Here is a 16,895-nt window from a genome sequence, read left to right on the forward strand (position 1 = left end):
TGCTTGGGCATAAAAACCTCCATATACTTGCCCATCAAACCGTTTAACCAGACCAGGATTATTATGCGACGTATCCTGACTTTATGGGCTTTATTCTTCACTTCTGTGTTACCCGTTGATCGGGTTTATGCAGCCGATGAAACAACTCCAAGTAGCCCTGACACACCCGTTAATTATTATGTATCGGATGATATTGGCGTTGTGCTGCGCAGCGGCCCAACTAACCGCTACCGTGTGATCGGCAAAATTTCAGCGGGCACGCCAATTACTATCTTACAAAGTGACACTGCCAACGATAGTAGCGAAGTCCGCGTTGCTAACGGTGATACCGGCTGGATTCAGAGCGACTACATCACTGATGAGCCTACGGTCCGTGCGAAATACCAGCAACTGCTAGAAGAAAACTCTCAACTTAAACAACAGGTTGAAGAGCTAGCACAAGATATCGCTGATAAAGACAATATTATTCAACTGAATAACAACTTGCAGCAACAAGTTTCTGAGCTTGAGAATGAAAGAAACATCCTTAGCCAGCAAGCGGCTTTACAAAAAGACCGTTTCCACAAAGATGTGTTCTACGCTGGCGCACTGGTGTTGTTGTTTGGTATGTTCCTGAGTTGGGTATTATCAAGATTCAGTCGAAAGAAACGTCAAAGCTCAGGCTGGCGTTAAGGTTTACAGGTTTATGGTTTAGGTATTAAAAAGAATGTTAAGAGCTAGTCATATATTTTCAGATAATTATAAGCACCTGTCGCTGGACGAATGGCAGGGATTGATCACCCAAAATTATGCAGTCGATGAATCAGATTATCTGAATGAGCTGCTGGCGCTAGCCACACCTGATAAGGACGTCATTGAAAAAATCACTCGTCAAGCCAGCGATCTGGTAGCGGCTATTCGCAAAGACGAACGCTCTAAAGACGGCGTTGAAGCATTCCTTCAGCAATACAGTTTAAGCACTAAAGAAGGCATTATCCTGATGTGCTTAGCTGAAGCTTTATTGCGTATTCCTGATGCGCGTGTGGCGAACAACCTTATCCGTGACAAGCTAACTGCCGCTGACTGGGAGAAACATACTGGACAAAGCGGATCTTACCTTGTGAATGCCTCGACTTGGGGCCTCATGTTAACGGGTAAGATTGTTGATACGGATAAAGACGGCGATGGTAAACCTGACAACATGATTCACGGCTTAATCGCCAAGTTCGGTGAGCCTGTGATTCGTCAAGCCATGAACCAAGCAATGCGTATCATGGGCCGACAATTCGTTCTTGGGCGCACCATTAAAGAAGCCTTAAAGCGTGGCTCGAAAAGCGTTCAAAAAGGATATACCCATTCTTTTGATATGCTCGGTGAAGCAGCTTACACCGCACATGATGCCAAGCGCTATTACGAAGCCTACAGTAATGCCATCAATGAAATTGGTGCGGTTAAAACACAAGATGGCGTGAAAGCCCCTAGCATCTCAATCAAGCTCTCGGCGTTACACCCTCGGTACGAAGAAGGTCAACGTGATCGCGTGTTGAGCGAGATGGTTGAAACGGTTAAAAAACTCGTTGAGCAGGCACGCAACCTTGATGTAGCAGTGACTATTGATGCTGAAGAAGCGGACCGTCTGGAACTGTCTCTAGACGTTTTCGAGGCAGTGTATGACTCAGCGGTTTGTGATGGCTGGGAAGGTTTCGGTATGGTGGTACAGGCCTATTCGAAACGCGCTTTACCGGTACTCGGTTGGTTAAATGCGTTGTCCACCAAGCATGGCCGTCGTATTCCGCTTCGCTTAGTCAAAGGTGCTTACTGGGATCAGGAAGTCAAATGGTCGCAACAAGGCGGTTATTCAAACTACCCAGTCTTCACCCGTAAATGTGGTACTGATGTTTCCTATTTAGCCTGTGCCAAGTATTTATTAACCACTGACGGTACTTTCTACCCTCAGTTCGCTACCCACAATGCGCAAACCGTTTACAGCATTCTGGACATTGCGGGCAGCAACCGGAACTTTGAGTTTCAGCGCTTGCACGGTATGGGTGAGTCGTTGTATGACTTAATTCTCAATCAATACCCAGACATCAGCTGCCGTATTTATGCGCCTGTCGGAAACCATAAAGACTTATTACCGTACCTTGTGAGACGCTTGCTTGAAAATGGTGCCAACACCTCATTCGTTCACCAGCTGGTCGATGAGAAAACTCCGATTGCAGAGTTAGTTGAGCACCCAAGCGAAGTCCTAAAAAGTTTTGAAACTTTGCATAATGATCGAATCCCGCTTCCGCCTCAGCTGTATCAAGATTTTGGCGAAGAGCGTATAAATTCGAGTGGTACTAATTTACATATTCATAGTGAGATAGAGCCTTTTATGAACCAGGTCAAACATTTCTTAGATAACCAGTGGCATGCAAAGCCAATCATTGATGGTCAAGAGTATACCAGCGACGAAGAGCAGGTCATTTGCCCTTATGACCATAGCCATACCGTCGGTACGGTTCATAAAGCCACTGAAGAACAAGCACTGAAGGCGTTAACAGTGGCCCATGAGAACTTTATCGCATGGGATGTGACGCCTGTACAGCAGCGTTCTGCATTGCTGGATAAAGTGGCGGACGCTTTAGAAGCTCATAAGCACGAATTGATTGCCTTGTGTAGCCGTGATGGTGGTAAGAGTCTTCAGGACGGTATCGATGAAGTTCGTGAAGCGATTGATTTTTGCCGTTACTACGCTTACAACGCACGTAATCAGTTTGGTCACGAGATACACTTACCAGGCCCAACGGGCGAAAGTAACAGCCTTTACTTACAAGGGCGTGGTGTGTTCGCTTGTATCAGTCCATGGAACTTCCCGCTTGCCATTTTCATCGGTCAAGTTGCTGCCGCTTTAGTCGCGGGTAACACGGTAATCGCTAAGCCAGCGGATCAAACCACGTTGGTTGCATATCGTGCAGTGCAGATCATGCACGAAGCCGGTATTCCTGGCAGCGTCTTACAGTTCGTACCCATTCGCGGCTCTGTGTTAGGTAAAGTTGTACTGTCGGATGACCGCGTTGCGGGTGTTGCCTTTACTGGTTCAACAACCACAGCACACACCATTAACCGCACCTTAGCGACTCGTGATGGCATGTTGTCACCACTGATTGCGGAAACGGGTGGTCAAAACGCGATGATCGTCGATAGCTCAGCGCTACCAGAGCAGGTCGTTGAAGACGTCATTCACTCAGCGTTTACCAGCGCCGGTCAACGCTGTTCAGCCCTTCGCGTGTTGTATTTACAGGAAGAAATTGCTGACAAAATTATCGAAGTGCTTTCGGGTGCGATGCAAGAGCTTCGCCTTGGAAACCCAACGGACTTATCCACTGACGTCGGCCCTGTGATTGATATGGCTGCACGCGAAGAGTTGCAAGGCCATATTGAGGAATTAAAAGCAGCAGGCAAATTGATTTCTGAAACGCCTATGCCTGAAGGTCTAGAGGGGCACGGTAGCTTCCTCTCACCGGTCGCATTTGAAATTGATCATATCAACGATCTTGACCAAGAGTGGTTCGGTCCTATCGTTCATATTGTGCGCTACAAAGCGAAAAACTTGGATAAAGTCATCGACCAAATCAATGACTATGGTTTCGGTTTAACCTTAGGTGTTCACTCTCGTAACGAAGCAACGGCGATGTACATCGACAAGCGCGCACGAGTGGGTAATGTCTATATTAACCGTAACATGATTGGTGCGACCGTGGGTGTGCAACCGTTTGGTGGTCAAGGCTTATCAGGTACTGGCCCTAAAGCTGGTGGTCCTTTCTACTTGTACCGCTTCGCGACTGAGCATACACGCACCAATAACACAGCGGCAATTGGTGGTAACGCCACCTTGTTATCGTTGGGTGATGAAGATGTGTCACCGGAGTTCTTGCAAAAAGACTCTTAATGAGGCCTGTGATAAAATCAATAAAAGGCACAGTTCGTCTGTGCCTTTTTTGTATCAGCGTACAACAATCGAACCATGGCACAAATTTCACAACATTTTATTGAGCATATTGAAAAACAACTTCCTCAGCATATTAGCCTGGAGGAATTGTTAGCTGCTTGTCAGCGCCCCTTGCGCAAAAGTGTTCGTGCTAACCTCTTAAAAACCACCACCTCTGAACTGCGTGATCAGTTTGAGAAAGCAGGTTACTCTTTACTGCCGATACCCTGGTGTGATGAAGGTTTTTGGGTTGATGAGTCAACGCAACCTCTTCCAGACAATATCGGCAACTGGCTACCTCACCTCCAAGGTCAATGTTACATACAAGAAGCCAGCTCAATGCTGCCGGTTAAAGCCTTGCTGCATGATCTTGAAGTCAATGACCATTCAAAATTCCTGGATATGGCTGCAGCACCCGGTTCCAAAACCACACAATTGGCCTCGTTAACTCACAACCAAGGGTTAATTGTGGCTAACGAATTATCGTCCACTCGCTTGAAAGGCCTGTATTACAACATCCAAAGGTGCGGCCTTGAAAATACTGCACTCAGACATGCCGATGGACGTCAGTTTGGTCAACAAACACCGGAGTTTTTCGACGCCATTTTGCTAGACGCCCCTTGCGGTGGCGAAGGCACCGTTCGAAAAGATGAGCAAGCTTTGGCCAACTGGGATATTAACAACGTGCGCTCGATGTCGGAACTCCAAAAAGAGCTCATCGTCAGCGCCTTTAAAGCCCTCAAGCCAGGCGGACGTCTGGTGTACTCGACCTGTACTTTATCCAGAGAAGAAAATCAGGACGTGTGCAAACACCTCTTAATGACTTACCCAGAGCAAGTTACCGTCAAGCCGCTCAACACTTTGTTTACAAACGCTGATCAAGCGATTACTGAAGAAGGTTACTTACAAGTCTACCCTAGCATTTTTGATTGCGAAGGCTTCTTTGTTGCGTCATTTGAAAAGCTCGGTAAGTCTGTTGAAAAAGAACCAGCAGAACCGGCTTCTAAATTTACACATCTGACCAAGCCATCCGCTAAACAGTTGGAAATGATAGTCCCATACTTCAATATTTTTGGTTGGGACTTAGCGCCGCTGCAAGATGAGTTATGGGTTAAAAAAGGCAAAGCAAACACGCAAGAGATATGGCTGATAGGAAAAGAAATTCCAGCGCTTAATCAACGCTTAAAGCTTAACCGTTTCGGCGTGAAGTTATTAGAATTAAACAAACACGGACCTAAAATCCAGCATCAAGCCATAACCACTTTAGGCCACCACTTCACTCAACAGATCGTTGAGTTAACGGCTCAACAAGCGAGCGAGTATTACCAAGGGAAAGATATTTTTCTACCTGCCCCCGAAGAACCACCGAAACACAAAGAAGTGATCGTAACGTATCAGCAAAACCCTCTCGGCTTAGCCAAACATTTGGGTAATAAGCTCAAAAACAACTTACCTAGGGAACTGGTTAGAGATAAGGCCTTTTCAGAGTTGAGTGACCATGCTCGCTAGTTATCGACGTTAACGTCTTCTAAATTTGGTAACACAAACTCTTGCCCTTTATAAATCACCACCAGATCATTCTCTAAAATTTCTTTAATTTTAAAGTCCTTGCTGATGGTATCGCCTTCAGCGTAAGCACGTCCATTCAGCATCACAAAACGATCTTTCGGCTGCGTTGCATAAATGTGCGTGGTATAGATCAAAGATGGTAAATCTGCTTTCGTGATTTGCACCGAGCCAGAAGACTCGACTGGAGTCGCTGCTTGCTTTTCGTTACGGCGGGGAGGTCTTGTCATCGTCGAACGCTGAACTTTTTGCACCACAGGCTCTGCCACTTCTAACGGTTTGGAGATTATTTGCGGTGAACTATTGTTAACTGGAGTGTTGGCACTCACTTTCGAGTTCGATTGTTGTTCAGTCTCCGTCGTCAACGCTGTTACACTTGGCGATTCTTGTGCCGAATGGTTAGCGTCAGTCGCTACGCTAGAAGGCGAACTTTGGGTCCATTGCTGTGAAATATGTGACGCAGAAGGATTCAGTAGCATAAAGACCAACACGCCAATGGTCAGCACCAAAATCATAACGACCAACGGCCAAACCCATCGAGTTAAGCTTTTTTCTTCCTCAAACTCTTGATAAGCGTGCTCACTAGACAAATCAGGAACGTCACTTTTTTCATCACCGGATTTATTCTTTTTGAGCGCATCGAGAATATAAGACATCAACGCTCCCCCTGCTGCATATTTTTTACCTGTGATACAAGCTTCGGAATGTTGGTTACGACTTTATTATTAATCATAATCACAGAATGCTTACCTAAAATGCCATCGGCAACTAAACCACTTTCAATTTGAAATAACATTAACCAGTCTTCAACTTCTTTCGAAAAACGATCCGTTGGTGTTAAATTAATATTATCAATGTCGTAAATCGCATCCGTTAACCACCTCACAGCCGGTCCACTATCACCAACTTTGGTGTGCTCAACAAATCCGTCCGGCATTTTCCAGAATAGATGGTATTCTCCTTGCCACAGCGGGTTTAAGTCCTTCTGCAACATTTTTACTTCGTTATCACCAAACTGCAGTACCAAACGCTCACCCTCAATCGATTTCAGTGTTCCCCAAAATTCGCCGGACTCTTTGGTCGAAAACTTTAAATTCAGCGGTCGGTTAAGCTGCTTGATATAACTCCAGTCTGCGACGCCACTGTCACAGCTCAGGTTGTAATTATAGGCTAACTCACATGGCTCTGGTGATTGGTACGGATAATAACTCACGCCCCAGATGGCGAATAAATTTCTGGCCGAAACTAAACCTTTACGATCCCAGCTTTGGTCGCCCCACAACTCTTGTGCCAGCTCATCGTTTGACTGAGGTTCACTGGTGGCTTGGATTGTCTCTTGTTGAGTATTTTGAGGTTGGTTGCTTTTCTCTTCTACAGGTTCTTGCTGCTTCGCAACCTCGCTTGGAGTATTTTGAGCCGATGCGTCAACAGTTTGCGCTTTAATAACTTGTGGGTATTGGGTAATCACGAGGTAGCCTAAGCTAAGCAATAAAGCTGTAGCTGCAATACCAAACCACCAGCGTTTAGGACGTCTAGGACTCTCTAACAGATGGCTATCCCCGAGCACTTCTGGAATTGCTCTTTTTACGATAGGCTCGGTTACGACATTTTTTTTCTCAACAAATGTTCCTAAAAGTGCTCTATCAGAAATCACATTGATCAAACGCGGTATGCCGCCGCTGGCTTGATGAATGCGCTTTACCGCGGCAGGTTTAAAAAGCGGGCGCTGTAAGCCGGCAATGCGTAACCTGTGCTCTATATACGAAGCGGTTTCATTCAAGTTTAACGGTCTAAGGTGGTAACGCGCAGTGATTCGTTGTGCTAATTGACGCAATTCCTTCTTAGCCAAAAGCTCTTGCAGCTCCGGTTGGCCAATCAGAATAATTTGTAGCAGCTTCTTATCGTTGGTTTCCAAGTTGGTCAATAAACGGATCTGCTCCATCACTTCAACGCTGAGGTTTTGCGCCTCATCAATCATCAGAACGGTCTTTAAGCCCTTCTCATGATTCTCCAACAAATAATCCCGTAAACGATCAGTAAAGGCTTTTAAGCTTTGCTCACCCTCTTGATAGTGAATGCCCAGCTCATCACACATCGTTGCCATCAGCTCAATCGCATTCAATTTTGGGTTCAGAATATAGGCTAAACGAACATCACTGGAGAGTTGCTCGAGTAAACATCGACAGACCGTTGTTTTGCCAGTACCAACCTCCCCGGTCAGCATCACAAAGCCGCCACCTGAACCAATGCCGTACAACAAATGGGCCAATGCATCACGATGACGCTCGCTCATAAATAAAAAGCGAGGATCCGGTGCAATGGTAAAAGGTGTACTTTTTAGTCCAAAAAAATCGTTATACATAAATAAGTGGCTCACATTGTGCGCGAACACATATTGTCTAAATTTGAGGCTTTGCTTATTATGAGTAATATATGACAAAGCCTCAATGGGTACAATTACTATGACAACTCGATGGCTTACAGCCAGCCGAATATTATTTTTATTAATGTTGTGCTTGGCGGTATTCGAAGCTCCGGCAAAAATCTACAAGTGGGTCGATAAAGAGGGGAATACCCACTACTCTGACAAACCGCCTAAAGACAAGCACATCAAGGCCAGTCAGCAAGATTTAAACAATATGAACGTGATCAAAATGCCAAGACCGGTCAAAACTCAAGTGTTGAGTAATAATGACTGCCAGAGAGCCGTCGACAACTTTAACAGCAATTACTCCAACCATAAGCGGAGCATCGAAAAAGAGTTGTCACAGGGTAACATCAACGACATGCAGTTTGCAGAAAAACTGACCGCCCTGGAGGAATTAAAGACCATAGTGACATTGGAGAATTGTCACAAGGCTGATCCAAAACTCAATACCCTGTTACACTGTATGGCTAAGAATCCAAATACTCAGGTTTGTAGCTAATTTATGGATATTTACCTTGTTGGGGGCGCGGTACGCGATAAGCTGCTTGGCTTAACGGTTGTCGATCACGACTATGTGGTGGTAGGAAGCTCTCCTGCGCAGATGAAGCAGCAAGGTTTTAAGGAAGTTGGCAAAGACTTCCCCGTGTTCCTACACCCAGAAACAGGCGATGAATACGCACTGGCACGCACAGAAAGAAAGTCGGGGCGTGGCTACAAAGGTTTTGATGTCGATTTTTCCTCTGACATAACTCTGGAGCAGGATCTTGAGCGGCGCGACTTAACCATAAACGCTATCGCACAAGATGAAACCGGCACCCTATTTGATCCCTACCAAGGTCAGGAGGATCTTAATAATAAGGTTTTGCGCCACATATCGCCTGCCTTTGCAGAAGACCCATTGCGTGTTCTTCGGGTCGCCCGCTTCGCTGCCCGCTTTCACCACCTCGGCTTCAGCGTTGCACCAGAAACTCTCTCTCTGATGACCGAGCTTTCCAATCAAGGCGAGCTGGAATACTTAACTGCTGAACGTGTATGGGTAGAGACTCACAAAGCCCTTTCAACAAAATCACCACAGGTTTACTTTGAGGTTCTTCGAGAGTGTGGCGCTTTAAAGGTGCTTTTCCCTGAGATTGACCAGCTTTGGGGGATTCCTAACCCTGAAAAGTGGCACCCAGAAATAGATACCGGCGTTCACACCATGATGGTACTTGAGCAAGCGGCTCGAAAAACTGAGGACGTCTGCGTACGCTTTGCTGCAGCGGTTCACGATCTCGGAAAAGGTGTCACGCCCAAAGATCAATGGCCACAACACCGTGGGCATGAAGAAGCTGGCGTACCTTTAATCAAAAATCTCTGTCGGCGCATAAAAGCGCCTAAAGATTATGAAAACTTAGCGGTTCACGTATCGCGCTTTCACCTCCACAGCCACAAGATGTTTGAGTTAAGAGCAAAGACCGTACACAAAGTTTTAAAGTCTATCGGCGCTTATAAAAAAGAAGCCATTCTTGAACAGTTTTCACTCGCTTGCGAAGCTGACTTTAACGGACGACTAGGCTTAGAAGATAAGCCCTACCCGCAGAAAGCGCTATTGCATCAGTGCTACACAGCCTCGAATAAAATTGACGCACAACCGCTCATCGAAAGGGGTTATGAAGGAGCAAAACTGGGCGACGCGATTGAACGAGAGCGGATTCGCCGCATAAAGTCAGTCCTAGAAAAAGAAAAAGCGGCTCAATAAGCCGCTTTTTCTATTAACTGTAAACCATATCTTAACTATAAAAGAGTATCAGCAAACCAATACCCAGGGCCAATCGATACCAAACGAAAGGCATAAAGCCAATTTTCTCAAGCCACTTCAAGAAAAAGTGGATACAGGCAAAAGCACTGACGGCTGAAACAATAATGCCGAGAATCAAAAAGCTCCAATCAAACTTCGCACCTTCTTCGACTAGCTGATACCCCTTTAATCCGCCCGGAAGCAGGATCGCTGGGATGGATAGTAAGAACGAATAACGTGCGGCTGCGGTTCTTGAAAAACCCAACATCGCCGCAGCAGTCATGGTAATTCCCGAGCGAGACGTCCCCGGGATAAGAGCCAATGCCTGTGCCATACCAATAGCGAAAACATCACGCAAACGTAAGTCATATTCATTCTTAAAATCGCGACGTTTCTTGCCGTTATATTGAGTTTCAGCATAGCCCAGCAACAAACCGAAAATAATCGTGGTCGCCGCAATAACAGGAATCGAGCGCAAATAATTATCAACAATATCGAAAGCCTCAAGGAATAAACCAAAAAGACCAACAGGAATGGTTCCCCAAATCACCGCCCACGCCAAGCGAGAATTTGGACTCGATCCCTTCCCCGTTACCGAACCAAACCAAGCAACAACCATCTCCACAATTTCTTTACGGAAATAAATCATCACCGCCGTCAAAGTACCCACATGCACCGCAACATCAAACGCCAACCCTTGATCCTGCCAACCCAACACCTTCGACGTCAAAATCAAATGCGCCGAACTCGAAATCGGCAAAAACTCAGTTAACCCCTGAATTAATGCTAAAAATACCGCCTGAAGCCAATCCATATTTATTACTCTGTATTGTTTATATTGATAATTCCTTACCCTTTTCTTTGCGTCTGACCACCGGGAATCCCTGCGGGGCAAAGAAAAGGGCGAAAAGAAAAGACGCCCCTGTCGTTAGGTCTTCGACTCCCTTCACTCATTAAAGGTTAAAAACATGCCGCCAAACGAAACATCCTGTTTCGTCTTGCCTAAATTGGGCTTCCTGCCCAATTTGCATGATAACCTTTAATTCTTTCAGCTAACTCCAAAGGGGCCAATAACTTGCCTGAAAGCCTGTGCTTTAACAAACACATAGGATTTTTTATTTTAGACAAGGCAAAAATGCACGGAGATGAGGAGTTTATTATTTATAAATGACGAATTCGAGTACATTTTTAACACAGTATAAAATAAAAAAGGCATGTGTACTGATTTACTTAGTGAGACCTACATAGAAACCGTAAATCATAACCTCAATAAAAATAATAAACCAAAACCAAGCCCCGAATCCGACAGCCTTTAAAGTAAAGGTATTAAGTTTTTTGCTGCGCCAAACCAGAAAGGTCGATAAACAAATCGAAATCACTACGGCAAGCGCTAGCAACCAATACCAACTATCGTCTTTGCCAGCAGCAGCACCGAAGGCTAGTGGCGAGAACAGTCCTAAAAAACCTGCAAAAATTAGTTTCTTCATACCTTATTCATTCCAAGGGAAGCAAAACCTGACAGTGAGCCATTAAAGTTTTTGGACAAGCCTAAAACCTTAATGCTTTGCCCCATCTCGTTTGGCATCAATAATGTTTGTAGCTGTTGCGCTACCGATAGGCTCGACATTGTATCAGAATCTTCTACCTGCGCCACAAACTGCTCAATCCCGCTTTGAGTCAGAAACTCCGCTTGAGTGGTAAAGCCAAGTACGACGGCATCCGAATCCAGTGCGGTTTGCGCCAGCTGAGTAAAGTTGACGGAACTGGTGATATCTTGCAAACCAAGCAAAGCCAAGGGCATAGAGTGCTTCTTTTGACGGTAATAGCACTGCAAAGAACCCTGTGGTCGGTAAGGCGAGTAGAGCTCTTCTTCTTCAAAACCATAATCAATCAATAACACAATGCCCTGCTCAACCTCAGCCAGCAAACCTTTTAGCCAGTCTCTCCGGTGTTCACAACTCTCAGCAAGATAGCCTTCTCTCCAGTCTGCACAGACGTTTGCATGTCGTTTCTGCCACCCTTGGCTAAAGTCATTGACTTGAAACTCAAGCTTAAAGCCTTGCTCGGTTTGCCCGACAAAACCTTGGGTTAGCCCTTGCTCCGTTTGCATCAACAACTCAACAGGGATGGCATCGGCAACTTCATTGGCCAAGACAACGCCTTCGAAGTTTTTCGGTAACCTGTCCAACCAAACAACCTTGGTGCTGAGTTCTGGCAAACGCTCGTTGAGCAGGCGCTGTTGTCGTTGCTTTAAATCGGCCGAAACCTCAAGGATATAGTAAGTATCAGGAAGCATCTTGTCTTGTTGACACTGCTTGAGAATGTCGCACATCAACTTGCCCGAGCCTGCGCCTAATTCGAGAACTTTAGGTTCAGTACTGCGCCACGCCTGCTGCAAACTTTTTGCGATCGTTTGACCAAACATGGGCGAGATTTCTGGCGCGGTCACAAAATCACCGGCGGCTCCTAACTTGTGACTACCAGCGCTGTAATAGCCTAGGCCCGGCGAATAGAGCGCTTGATGCATAAACTCTGAGAATGGCATTTTGCCTTTAAAGTAAATATATTCAGCGATCTTTTGTGCTAACTGAAAACTGATTTCAGCTGCAGCTGATTCAGGAGCTGGCACTTCCAGAGCGCGAGACTGTTGCTCCAATAGCTTCAGATAATCATCAAAGTTTCGGCAGAAGTCGGGCAGTGCAGCTGGTTCAACGGACATTACAAAAACTCACCACCATCGATGGGTAGAACCACGCCAGTGATAAACTCTTGCGCGACCAGAAAGGCAACCGCATCACCAATGGCTTTGGGCGTGCCGGTTCGAGCCAAGGGGATCTTTTCGGCCATACGCTCAAAATGATCTTGGCTCGCTCCCGGTGGCGCCATAATGGCCCCTAGTGCCAAACCATTAACTTGTATATTCGGTGCTAACTCCTGCGCCAACGACTCGGTTAAATGCCATAAGCCCGCTTTGGATAAGCGGTACACTAAATGGTCACCCGCTGGGCGATTTATCCTTGCATCAAGGATATTAATAATATGGCCGGATAAAGGCGTGTTATCCACGAACGCTTTTGACAACTCCAAGGGCGCTCTTAAGTTCAGCCCCATCACAGCATCCCAATCCGCGAGCCCCTCCATAATAGAGTCAGTTTCAGGGAAAACGGCTGCGCTATTCACCAGCACCGATAAATCATTCTCTTTAAACACTCGTCCAATCAAGTCACGGCACTGTTCAGGCTGACTCAGATTGGCTTGATACAAGGTCGCATCAACACCAAATTTTCTAACCGCTTCAGCAGTTTTCACGGCTTCTTGGGAGGACTGATTATAATGCAATGCAATATCAAAACCCTGTTCTGCCAGTGCTACGGCGATGGCTTTACCAACACGGATTGCGCTCCCAGTAATTAAAGCAGTACGTCTAGTCATTGTGATGTATCCCAATCAAAGTTTATTGGCCATAGCTGCTGTTCATCCCTTTTATCAAAGTCTTGCCACAACTGCTGGTACGTTTTTTGTTGTATAGGATGTTTGAGTTGAGGTGCTATTTCTGCCAGTGGTAGTAATACAAACGCATGATGCAATACTTCTCCACGCGGCAGTTTTATCGGCGTATCGCAAACCAAGTTATCGTACAGCAATAAGTCGATGTCCAAGGTTCGGTTACTGAATTTAGCCTCGCCACGAACACGGCCAGCCTCTTTTTCAATCTGCTTAAAGGCTTGATCGACCTGTGAAATCGTCAGCTGAGTATCCGCTGATGCCACCAAGTTTAAAAAATTATCGCCATCAAAACCGACTGCTTCACTCTCATACACTTTAGAAACGGCAACGTTTGAAAAATAATACTTCAACTGCATTAACCCAAAGCGAATTTGTCGCTCCGCATCTTGATTACTGCCAATGCTGATATAAATTTTTGGCATAACACATTTACTCTAAGCAGCCTTAGTACCACGTTCGATTAAAACGCCGACATTCTTTGAACCACGAACCGCACCCGGTTTACTCAATTTTAATTTTAACCAGGGGACATTGAACTCCGTTTGAATAATCTGCGCTATTTTTTCAGCCAACGTTTCCACCAGTTGGAATTCAGACTCTTCAACAAAGCTGATGATTCGCTTTGCCACAGACTTATAGTCGAGACACTTATCGATGGTATCTTCTTCGGCAGCCGGGCGAATGTCATGCGCCATTTCTAAGTCAATACTAATGGTTTGGCGAATTTGTCGCTCCCAGTCATAAATCCCAATGACCGTATCGACTTTTAAATCTTCAATAAAAACAATATCCACGCTTTTCTCTAAATTCGTGTTAATAGCTCGTTAGAATATCAAATTCCAGCCAATTTGTTATCAATAGCGTAATTTTTTGTATAAACTACACTTAATAGCGGACTTAGACAGAGTTCTGCTTAAACACTGACAAGATGGAGTTGCATGTCTTCGATGGCACACAAAGTAATATTTACAGACAAGGGAATAGAATAACTCATGGAGTGGGACGTTGTAGGGTTATGGATATTAGCTTATCTGACAGGCTCGATATCCAGTGCCGTTATTGTCTGTCGTATTATGCAACTACCCGATCCCCGGGACTTTGGCTCGCACAATCCGGGCGCGACTAACGTCCTCAGACTCGGTGGAAAAAAAGCAGCCTTATTCACCCTTCTCGGCGATATGCTCAAAGCCATTATCCCTATCTTGATAGGCTATGCTTTAGATCTGCACAACCGGAATCTTGGCTGGGTCGGCTTTATGGCTTTCATCGGCCACCTTTACCCGCTGTACTTCAATTTCAAAGGTGGCAAAGGCATGGCGACCTATTTCGGTGCGCTGGTTGCCTTATCGCCTCTATTATTGGCCTTCTGCGTTGTCACTTGGGCCGTTACTGCTTTCTTCAGCCGCTATTCGTCTCTTGCATCTCTACTATCCAGTTTTGCTGTTGCAGCCTTTGGCTTCTACATGGATCATAGGTACTTCTTCCCGCTTTTCGCCATGTTTTTAATACTGACCTGGCGTCACCGCCAAAACATCAAAAACTTATGGCACGGTACTGAGCGAAAAATTACCGACAAGAAAATGTCGGACAGGAAAGAACCGCCTAAGGTCAACGAATGAGCAAAGCCCACATTAAGAATCCTCTGCGGCTACTGCCGCTTTTGGCGTCTATCGTCGCTATCTCACCGCTGGCGATTGATATGTACCTGCCGGCGATGCCGACCATTGCCAAAGAATTTTCCACCACGCCAACGGCGGTTCAAAACTCACTGAGTATTTACATGGCTGGATACGCATTAGGCATGCTGTTTTTTGGGCCTATTGCGGATCGTATTGGCCGTCGTCGCGTGGTTATCATTGGTCTGTTGGGGTTTGCTGTTTTTTCAGTAGCCCTAGCGTTTTCAAAATCCATTGAAGGCTTCCTGACCTTACGCTTTTTCCAAGCAGCCATTAGTAGCGGCGCAACCGTGGTCGTACCCGGCGTAATCCGTGACATGTACGGTAAACATACGGCTAAAGGCTTGTCTTACGTCAGTATGATCATGATGATCGCACCGATGATTGCGCCGACTATCGGCAGTTTTATTCTCCACTTTACTGGCTGGCGAAGCATATTTTTAGTATTAGCCGTTTATGCCATGTTAATTCTCGCGCTGGTGCTGTGGAAACTGCCGAGCAGTATGCCCAAGAAGAAAAACCGACAATGGCTCAGAGAGTTTGCCAATAATTACAAATCCGTTTTCACAAACAAAACCGTGCGCTTGGATATTTTCACTTCCATGTTCGCGACTTTTGCGTTTTTCTGTTACTTAACCTCGATTTCATACCTTTACATCACGCACTTTGGTGCCAGCGAGAAATCTTTCAGTATTCTTTTCGCTATTAATGTTATCGGCCTCTTCGTCAGCAACATCGTCAATAGCCGCATTGTCGAACGTTTTGGCTCGCGTAAGCTGCTACGCTTCGGTTCAGTCTACGCACTGTTTACCGGCACAATTTTCTTCACCGTGTTGCAACTTGATTTAGGCCTGTACGCCACAGCGGCCTCCATTTTCTTGCTGCTCGGCTCACTCGCTTTTATCACTACCAACTCCGACGCGCTTGTACTCAACACCTTCGCCGAAAAAAGTGGCACCGCCACAGCAGTTATTGGCACCCTCCGCTTCGGCTCAGGTGCCCTCGCCGGCCCACTACTCGCCCTACTGTTCGACGACACACCGAGTAATTTTGCGTGGCTGGTGCTGGGCTCGGTTGTTTTGGTTTTATTGATGCAAATATTGAATGTCCAGAAGCAAACTAATGGAGAATGTAGATAATGCAAAGTTTATTTGAGGCAAACCCCACCATCTTGGCAGCACTAATAGGCGCTCTAATAACATTAACAGGTGTAATCATAGCTGGGGTAATCCAATACAAAACTCATAGCAACAAACTTAAGCATGAAGCTAAAAGTGCAGATAAGCAGCAAAGTTTAAATATGAAAAAAGATGTCTACTTGAAAGCCATCGAGGAGCTATATGCAACGCAAAGTCAACTTACTGCTTTAGGAGATATAAATTTAGCTCAAGAAAACCCAAGCCATCGTCTAAATGATTTTTTTCGTTCTATTTATAGAGTATATATGGTTGCTTCAGATGAAACTATGTTTGCTACGCAAGATTTCTTACTAAAATATATGAAGTCGTACTTCGACCTTTTACTAGAGAGCAGTACAGTCCAAAATAGCTTAACCCACAAAAACATTAGCGAACAAACCTACAAAAGATACGAAAATGAAGTAAACAGGCTCTTAGAAACTATAAAACAACTCAACGAAGAAAATAAAATGACACCTGAAACTTGGGAAACCCTTACTCAAAGCCTGCATTTTAATCAAGAGCAACTAGATGTCGCTGCGACAAATAGAGATCTTGCTTGGAAAGCATTAAATGAGAATAAAAGAGACTTTTATATTAAAGCCTATCAAAAACATAAGGAGCACTCAGAGTCATTCGTAAAAGTATTAGCCTGTATACGTGGTGAAATTTTCATTTCAACAGACATACCAAAACATATCGAGCAATTAAATGAAAACAATAAAAAAATTGAACAAATGATGACCAGTATGTTTGACCATATTGAGTCTCAGGAAAATAAATAAGTCACAACTTCTTCAGCCTGGAATAT

Annotated in this window: 16 protein-coding genes; 8 read left to right on the plus strand and 8 right to left on the minus strand. The window is 45.3% G+C overall.

The features are described from left to right. Positions 1–63: 63 nt before the first annotated feature. The 3 genes from ABD943_RS04010 to rsmF all read left to right on the plus strand — a co-directional run bounded on the left by ABD943_RS04010 (position 64) and on the right by rsmF (position 5,461). Entirely contained in the window at positions 64–672 is a 609-nt protein-coding gene (locus ABD943_RS04010) for a TIGR04211 family SH3 domain-containing protein (RefSeq protein ID WP_345291888.1), read from the plus strand. Positions 673–706: 34 nt separating this feature from the next. Then, positions 707–3,913 carry a bifunctional proline dehydrogenase/L-glutamate gamma-semialdehyde dehydrogenase PutA gene (gene putA / locus ABD943_RS04015; protein ID WP_345291889.1) on the plus strand — a complete coding sequence of 1,069 codons (3,207 nt, stop codon included), beginning with the start codon at positions 707–709 and terminating at the stop codon, positions 3,911–3,913. 75 nt (positions 3,914–3,988) lie between these two features. Beyond that, a complete protein-coding gene (rsmF, locus tag ABD943_RS04020; protein WP_345291890.1) occupies positions 3,989–5,461 on the plus strand; it encodes a 16S rRNA (cytosine(1407)-C(5))-methyltransferase RsmF in 1,473 nt (490 codons plus the stop codon). Here the strand turns inward: rsmF and ABD943_RS04025 are convergent. Continuing rightward, entirely contained in the window at positions 5,458–6,174 is a 717-nt protein-coding gene (locus tag ABD943_RS04025; RefSeq protein ID WP_345291891.1) for a general secretion pathway protein GspB, read from the minus strand. The genes rsmF and ABD943_RS04025 overlap by 4 nt on opposite strands. Beyond that, positions 6,174–7,880 carry an ExeA family protein gene (locus tag ABD943_RS04030; protein ID WP_345291892.1) on the minus strand — a complete coding sequence of 569 codons (1,707 nt, stop codon included), beginning with the start codon at positions 7,878–7,880 and terminating at the stop codon, positions 6,174–6,176. The genes ABD943_RS04025 and ABD943_RS04030 overlap by 1 nt, the downstream gene beginning before the upstream one ends. Positions 7,881–7,980: 100 nt before the next feature. On the opposite strand from ABD943_RS04030, the gene ABD943_RS04035 reads away from it, so the two are divergent. Both ABD943_RS04035 and ABD943_RS04040 read left to right on the plus strand, forming a co-directional pair. Beyond that, on the plus strand, positions 7,981–8,445 hold the full coding sequence (locus tag ABD943_RS04035; protein WP_345291893.1) for a DUF4124 domain-containing protein: 465 nt from the start codon (positions 7,981–7,983) through the stop codon (positions 8,443–8,445). 3 nt (positions 8,446–8,448) lie between these two features. Beyond that, complete coding sequence (locus ABD943_RS04040; protein ID WP_345291894.1) at positions 8,449–9,684, plus strand: multifunctional CCA addition/repair protein; 1,236 nt, start codon at positions 8,449–8,451, stop codon at positions 9,682–9,684. 31 nt (positions 9,685–9,715) lie between these two features. On the opposite strand, the gene ABD943_RS04045 is transcribed toward ABD943_RS04040, so the two are convergent. The 6 genes from ABD943_RS04045 to folB all read right to left on the minus strand — a co-directional run bounded on the left by ABD943_RS04045 (position 9,716) and on the right by folB (position 14,024). Then, a complete protein-coding gene (locus tag ABD943_RS04045) occupies positions 9,716–10,537 on the minus strand; it encodes an undecaprenyl-diphosphate phosphatase (RefSeq protein WP_345291895.1) in 822 nt (273 codons plus the stop codon). A gap of 412 nt (positions 10,538–10,949) precedes the next feature. Continuing rightward, a complete protein-coding gene (locus ABD943_RS04050; RefSeq protein ID WP_345291896.1) occupies positions 10,950–11,210 on the minus strand; it encodes a hypothetical protein in 261 nt (86 codons plus the stop codon). Next, positions 11,207–12,442 (minus strand): class I SAM-dependent methyltransferase, encoded by a 1,236-nt coding sequence (locus tag ABD943_RS04055; protein WP_345291897.1) that lies wholly within the window; start codon positions 12,440–12,442, stop codon positions 11,207–11,209. The genes ABD943_RS04050 and ABD943_RS04055 overlap by 4 nt, the downstream gene beginning before the upstream one ends. Next, positions 12,442–13,155, minus strand: a complete 714-nt coding sequence (locus tag ABD943_RS04060) for an SDR family oxidoreductase (protein WP_345291898.1) — start codon at positions 13,153–13,155, stop codon at positions 12,442–12,444. The genes ABD943_RS04055 and ABD943_RS04060 overlap by 1 nt, the downstream gene beginning before the upstream one ends. Continuing rightward, positions 13,152–13,652: a 2-amino-4-hydroxy-6-hydroxymethyldihydropteridine diphosphokinase gene (gene folK / locus ABD943_RS04065; RefSeq protein ID WP_345291899.1), complete on the minus strand. Its 501-nt coding sequence runs from the start codon at positions 13,650–13,652 to the stop codon at positions 13,152–13,154. The genes ABD943_RS04060 and folK overlap by 4 nt, the downstream gene beginning before the upstream one ends. 12 nt (positions 13,653–13,664) lie before the next feature. After that, on the minus strand, positions 13,665–14,024 hold the full coding sequence (gene folB, locus ABD943_RS04070; RefSeq protein ID WP_345291900.1) for a dihydroneopterin aldolase: 360 nt from the start codon (positions 14,022–14,024) through the stop codon (positions 13,665–13,667). A 198-nt stretch (positions 14,025–14,222) separates the two neighbouring features. On the opposite strand from folB, the gene plsY reads away from it, so the two are divergent. From plsY to ABD943_RS04085, 3 genes are read left to right on the plus strand one after another with little or no spacing between them, the layout of a single operon-like run. Next, the gene (plsY, locus tag ABD943_RS04075) at positions 14,223–14,849 is read left to right on the plus strand and encodes a glycerol-3-phosphate 1-O-acyltransferase PlsY (protein WP_345291901.1); all 627 of its coding nucleotides are present in this window, start codon (positions 14,223–14,225) and stop codon (positions 14,847–14,849) included. Then, complete coding sequence (locus ABD943_RS04080) at positions 14,846–16,045, plus strand: Bcr/CflA family multidrug efflux MFS transporter (RefSeq protein WP_345291902.1); 1,200 nt, start codon at positions 14,846–14,848, stop codon at positions 16,043–16,045. Before plsY ends, ABD943_RS04080 begins: the two co-directional genes overlap by 4 nt. After that, the gene (locus ABD943_RS04085) at positions 16,045–16,869 is read left to right on the plus strand and encodes a hypothetical protein (RefSeq protein ID WP_345291903.1); all 825 of its coding nucleotides are present in this window, start codon (positions 16,045–16,047) and stop codon (positions 16,867–16,869) included. Before ABD943_RS04080 ends, ABD943_RS04085 begins: the two co-directional genes overlap by 1 nt. Positions 16,870–16,895: the final 26 nt, after the last annotated feature.

It is taken from the genome of Kangiella marina (assembly GCF_039541235.1).
Lineage (GTDB): Bacteria > Pseudomonadota > Gammaproteobacteria > Enterobacterales > Kangiellaceae > Kangiella > Kangiella marina.